Origin of the sequence: Clostridium luticellarii (assembly GCF_002995845.1) — a bacterium.
Taxonomy (GTDB): Bacteria; Bacillota; Clostridia; order Clostridiales; family Clostridiaceae; genus Clostridium_B; species Clostridium_B luticellarii.
On sequence record NZ_PVXP01000109.1, the window covers coordinates 1 to 6,568 of the forward strand.

Consider the following 6,568-nt stretch of genomic DNA (forward strand, 5'->3'; position numbering starts at 1 on the left):
GATATATTAAAAGAAAAAGTTTTACTTTCAAAAGAGATTATTGACCTCATAATCGATAGTTTTATTAAGGCTTTGCCTTGTTATATCAAGGAAAAGCTATCGCTTTTCTCCTGCGAAAGTTGAGTTAATAAGTATATAGATAATGTTGATGAAAATGAAAAAATAGAATTGGCTGAATTTATGAAAAAATATCTTGTTTCTGTGGAAAAATGGAATAAGAAAAATGGCCCTAAATTAAACAAAAAAATTGAGAGAATTTGTGAGATATTAAATTGTGAAATTTAAAAAAGAGTAATAATGACAAAGGTTAAATAGGAAGAAGGGTAGTTCTATGGCTGAATTAAATTTAAAACAAATTGAAGACAAGTTAAATTCGGAATTTATCGGGGATAGACGCAAAATTGTTTTTTGGTATGATGACAATGGAGATTTTGAAGAGGATATTAGAAATCTGAAACTCAGGAATGTCAAGATTCATTATCTGACTCATACCAATTTATTTCAGACAAAAGTATTGCTGGAACGAAAAGATACAAAAAGCAATTATCTTATATATGCTCCTTTTCCTAAACCTGGTTCCAGGGAAAATCATTTAGCAGATACTATTAAGTATTCTAAGGAATTTTTTGCTGATAGGGCATCTTTACTGGCGGTAGATTTAGGTATAGATGAAAAATATAAGCCAGTATTACAAAAATATATAAAATTCTTTGGCGAAAAAGGTAGAACAAAGAAGTTTTATGATTTAGAAGTGGATAGTTACGATGAAAACACTATAGAGGTAGCACTACTTAGTGTTCTGGCTAAGTCCAAGGTGGCAAACTTTGAAGAAGTAGTACGTATTGTGTTAACTGCAAATGAACTTAATAACAATGAATATATGGTGGAGTTTAAAAAATATGAGCTGGATAAGGCATTTTGGAAGCACATTAGCCGTACTTTCTCCTTTACAGATGATGAGCCCAATCTTGAAAAGTTTATTATAAGTCTTTTTTTAACTTATGCTGAAAAAGAGATTCATGGAGGATTATCTTCTTCTATGAATAAATACCTGCTGAGTAAATCAGGCACAGTCATAGCTTTTATGGATCAACTTATGAACAATGTTTTATACTGTGATAAATTTGATAATTTGTCCGATGAAGTTTACCAGAAAATCAATGGTGAAGAATTGTTTAAAAATCTATCGGCAGATGACATCGTAGATTTAGATATATTCAGATTTGCAGATGAAAAGATAATTCAGTGGATAATTGAACGTTTATTGGATGAAAATTTAAATGCAAGTATTGATGGAATGGATATTCCAAAGCTTTGCAGATTTAGGGAGAAAAAACATTTTGGAAAGAATTATTTTAACGAGTATCATCTTTTAAGGCATGGATTTTATATAATATCTCAGGTGAATTATAAACCAGAATCTGATATTTTTTCTATAATAAAAAAATATGATGAGAGTGATTATAAAATAGATGGTCATTATAGAAAATTCTGTTACTATTTAGATAGAGTGAAAAAACCACATATTTTTGATACTTTGCAGGAATTAGTAGAAAATATTTATACTAACAAATATCTTGATGTTGTTACTAAAGAATTTAACAGTAAATTTTCCTATGAAGAAATTAAAAAGGAATATAAGCTTCAAAGAGATTTTTATGAAAATTTTATATCTGGAAGTAAAGAAATGTTGGTGGTTGTTATTTCAGATGCTTTTCGCTATGAAGTTGCTAAGGAATTAGTTGAGAGAATGAAGAGAAATAAAAAATTTGATGAGGTAAGTATCGAACCTCAGATTGGGGTTCTTCCTTCTTATACAAGACTTGGGATGGCGTCTTTACTTCCTCATAAAGAATTATATATAGATGAGAAATATGATGTTTATGTAGATGGGAAACCTTGCTTTAATTTAATGGAAAGAGATAAAATATTAAAAATGGCGGATTCAAGTGCTGGAAGCATTCAGTACGATGATTTAAAGCAATATAAGAATGATAAATTACGAGAGTTTTTTGTTGGCAAATCTATAGTTTATATTTATCATAATCAAATAGATGCCAGAGGAGATAAACCCAATACAGAAGATGAAGTTTTTACGGCCTGTAAAGAAACTGTTGATGAGATAGAAGAATTAATAATAAAGCTTACAGATAATGTTTCCAGAGTTAAGTACATAGTAACAGCAGACCATGGATTTATTTATAAAAAGAATAAGATTATTGAATCGGATAAAATAGATGTTCCTTTTGCAAAAGATGACCAGGTTAATAAAAGATTTATAGTGTCAGATAGAAACTATGAAGTTATTGGAACAAAAAAAATATATATATCTGATGTTCTTGGCAATGACGATACCAGAACCATAACGATTCCAATTACTTCCAACATATTTAAAACAGCCGGAGGAGGGCAAAACTTTGTTCATGGCGGCAGTTCCCCACAGGAAATATTGGTACCCATTGTTCAGGTAAAAACCGTCAGAGGGTATAAAAAAAGTGAAAATGTTAAGATTTCACTAATCAGCATGTTGTCTAAAATTACCGGATTAATTATAAATTTGGATTTTATTCAGCAGGAGCCTATCAGTGATGTAATAAATCCTGCTGCATATAAAATTTATTTTATTGAGGAAAGTGGAGAAATTATATCCAATGAGGAAATATATGTGGCCAATAGTAAAGAAAAAGAATCTGCAAATCGTATATTCAAGTTGAAGTTCAATTTAAAAAACCAAAAATACAGCCGGGATAAAAAATATTATCTTATGGCGGTAGATACAGAAACCGATATGGAAATTTTACGCCATGAAGTCATAATGGATATTGCTTTTGCAGATGATTTTGGATTTGATATCTAGAAAAGGGGGATAGCAGTATGCTGGAAGAAACTGACAAAGATATAATTTTGAATAAACTTCTAACTTATTTTCCAGGGAAAATCGTTAGAAAGGATTTAACTAAAAGAATTAAGGAAGGTGCAAATGTTCCCATATATGTGCTGGAATATTTGTTAGGCATGTACTGTTCCTCTCAAGATGAAAAAGTTATTGAAGAAGGAGTGCATAATGTAAAAAATATATTGGCTAAAAATTATGTACGGCCGGATGAAGCACAGAAGATCATTTCAAAATTGCGTGAAACAGGTAGTTATACGGTTATTGATAAAGTTTCTGTTAAGTTAAACTACAAGAATGATACTTATGAAGCTGAGTTTTCTAATTTAGGGCTTCGGGGAGTACCCGTATCACATACCTATCCTTTGAAATATGAAAGACTTCTCTCCGGGGGAATCTGGTGTATTGTTCAAATGGAATATTATTATAATGAGGGAGATAAGAGAAGAGTACCCTTTATTGTACATAAACTGACGCCAATACAGATGCCGAGAATAGATGTAGATGAAATAAAAGCAGCTCGCGGAGAATTTACAGATAAAGAGTGGATTGATGTGATACTTCGCAGTACTGGTATGGAACCAGATAATTTTAGTAATAGAGAGAAATGGCTGCATTTGGCACGTCTTATTCCGTTGGTAGAAAATAATTATAATTTTTGTGAGCTTGGTCCCAGGGGAACTGGAAAATCTCATATTTATAAGGAAATCAGCCCTAATAGTGTTCTGGTTTCAGGTGGACAGACTACTGTGGCAAATTTATTTTATAATATGGCTTCCAAGCAGATTGGTCTTGTGGGTATGTGGGATTGTGTTGCTTTTGATGAAGTAGCTGGGATTACTTTCAAGGATAAAGATGGAGTCCAGATAATGAAGGATTATATGGCATCAGGTTCCTTTGCTCGTGGAAAAGAGGAAAAAAATGCTTCTGCTTCTTTTGCTTTTATAGGAAATATAAATCAATCAGTAGATGTGTTATTGAAGACTTCTAATCTGTTTGAGCCATTTCCTGAAGTTATGGGTATGGATACTGCTTTTTTAGATCGTATGCATTGCTATCTGCCTGGCTGGGAAATACCTAAATATAGGCCGGAATATTTCACAGACAATTATGGCTTCATAACGGATTATTTTGCTGAAATTATGAGAGAATTACGTAAAATTTCATATGGAGATGCTTATAATAAATATTTTAAATTGGGAAATCAGCTAAATCAAAGAGATGCTATAGCAGTAAAAAAGACGGTATCAGGAATGATAAAACTTATTCACCCGGATGGAAATTATACTAAGGAAAATGTTGAAAAAATCTTAAGATTTGCGCTGGAGATGCGAAGGCGGGTCAAAGAACAGCTTAAAAAAATTGGCGGCATGGAATTTTATGATGTGAATTTTTCGTATATAGATCTTGAAACTTTTAATGAGGAGTACGTTCCGGTTCCAGAGCAAGGGGGAGGCAACTTAATTCCAGAAGGTATGGGAAAGCCGGGTCATGTTTATCATGTATCCCGGGGTAAATCCGGGATGATTGGTGTATTTAAATTAGAAACACAAATGACAGCTGGCAATGGTAAATTTGAGAGAACAGGGCTTGGCTCTAATTCGGCAGCTAAAGAATCAGTCGATACAGCATATAAATACCTTAAAGCAAATAGCAAATCAATTAGTGGAAATATAAGTATTGAGACTAAGGATTATTTAGTAAATGTTCAGGATTTAAATGGTATCGGTATGACTACATCATTGACACTGTCTACTGTAATTGCAATATGCTCAGTTGCTTTAAACAAACCACCTATCAGCAGTATGGTAATCCTAGGAGATATAAGTATTGGAGGTACATTAATCAAAGTAGATGAATTAGCTAATACTCTTCAGGTATGTTTAGATAGTGGCGCAAAAAAAGTGATATTACCATTGACATCAGCATCTGATTTAGGGACAGTGCCACCTGAATTAGTGGGGGCTTTTAATTTGATTTTTTATAAAAGTGCAGAGGATGCGGTATTCAAGGCATTGGGCGTAGAGTGATAGATGACTGTAAAAATGTAGCAATATTAAAGAAATATATAAGTGAATTTGAAAAAGTAGAAAATGAATAAAAATAAATAATGTTTTTAATAATAACATAAATCTATAAGTAAAAAGCTTAAAAAGATACATATGTAAAAAATATTTTTACATATGTATCTTTTTTTTACAATGCTTGTCTATAATTAGGTAATTGCGAAACTCACTGATAAAAATGAATTGATGATGAGAGTAAGTTTCAAAAAAAGGTAATTAGAAGATCAAAGGTAATTCTTGTAATTTATAATAGCTAAATAGAAAAAAGAGTACAAAAAATAAAACCATGATTAGTTCTAAAATTTAAAAATAGCTGGTATTTATGCAATTAATGGTTTTAGACTTCTGATATATTCATGCCTGTGTATTTTATTGGCTATAACTACAGTTATTAGCTGAGTTATACCAGCAAGAAGCAAGTCGGCATGAAGGGTTTTTTCATTTTGTGTCATGCGCTCTGCAATACAGTGGCTGTGCTTAAAATTTTCGATACTTTTTTCTACAGCAGAACGAATTTTATAGGTGCAGTTCCATTCCTCAGAACCACGAGTGGTTCCGGGATATGCACGCAGATTCTTTTCAGGATAAATGTAGAACATCCTGCCGCAGGATGATTTTGTACATGGATTTTCACATAGAGTTACTCTCTTGCTCTTTTTAGTTTCTTTATTGTAGATCCATTTCATTTTAGGGCAAACGAATTTCATCGTCGGAATTCCTGAACGCAAGTGTGTTTTACTTCCTTCCCGCCTCATGGGCAGTGAATGATCATGGGGACAGCAGGGAATACCATCTTCGTTCAAAGGACAATCAGAATCAGATCCTTGTGATACGATTTTAGTTTTTAGTGGTATGTATGCTTTTTCAAACTTTAATTCCTGCAAAAGACAGCTGTAAATTTCAATGCTGTCAAAAGCAGCATCACCTAAAAATATTTTTGGATTTATCAGGGGATGTTTTTTAAAAAAATCCTTGAGAACGGGTATAAGAGCTTTAGCATCGGCAAGAGACTTATCCTCATCAGGCGAATTGGATTTTTTACCAACAACAATGTCTGGATGAGCTTTAAGGAAATTCTTATTGTAAAACGAAATGTCTCTTACAATGCCAAGACCGTTGGTAACAATGCCAAATTTAAAAGCATAACAGAAATGTCCATTAATGTACATCTGCTGAACAGCAGGATTGGCACCAGCATGAGAAGGCATGGCACCATAAGCAGCTTTATAAGGATCATAGGAATCATCTAAACCATTTAACTTCTTATGAGAATACTTTAGAAAGATAATCAGAAGGGAATCTTTAGGGATAGAAAAAATACGCTGCAGGATTAAAGCACGAAGCATGGCGTAAAGCTTATATTTACGAGGTCTTCCGGTAGAGGCATAAAAATGATTTATGAAAGAAACCGGAACTAAATCATCAAGATTAATGGTGTTTTCGAGTAGAGAAAGAAACTGGGGCTTGTTGTTTTCAAATTTTGAGGGCGTCCACAGATTTGTGTAAAATAGAATAGACGGGATAAAATTTAATTGGAAATTACTATAGGAATATGAGCCTGTAGTAATTTTTATTTTTTAGGGAATAACTAATAATAGCGTGTTATAAC

3 protein-coding genes are annotated in these 6,568 nt (G+C 32.6%); 2 read left to right on the forward strand and 1 reads right to left on the reverse strand.

Annotated features, from left to right (window positions below; genetic code table 11):
• Positions 1 to 331 precede the first annotated feature (331 nt).
• Together pglZ and brxL are read left to right on the forward strand one after the other, a co-directional pair.
• Positions 332 to 2,857: a BREX-1 system phosphatase PglZ type A gene (pglZ, locus tag CLLU_RS17690; protein ID WP_106011085.1), complete on the forward strand. Its 2,526-nt coding sequence runs from the start codon at positions 332 to 334 to the stop codon at positions 2,855 to 2,857.
• A gap of 17 nt (positions 2,858 to 2,874) precedes the next feature.
• Positions 2,875 to 4,923 (forward strand): protease Lon-related BREX system protein BrxL, encoded by a 2,049-nt coding sequence (brxL, locus tag CLLU_RS17695; RefSeq protein ID WP_106011086.1) that lies wholly within the window; start codon positions 2,875 to 2,877, stop codon positions 4,921 to 4,923.
• A gap of 356 nt (positions 4,924 to 5,279) precedes the next feature.
• Here brxL and CLLU_RS17700 read toward each other — a convergent pair whose 3' ends face one another.
• Positions 5,280 to 6,482 (reverse strand): transposase, encoded by a 1,203-nt coding sequence (locus CLLU_RS17700; protein ID WP_106011087.1) that lies wholly within the window; start codon positions 6,480 to 6,482, stop codon positions 5,280 to 5,282.
• Between the last annotated feature and the right edge of the window lie 86 nt (positions 6,483 to 6,568).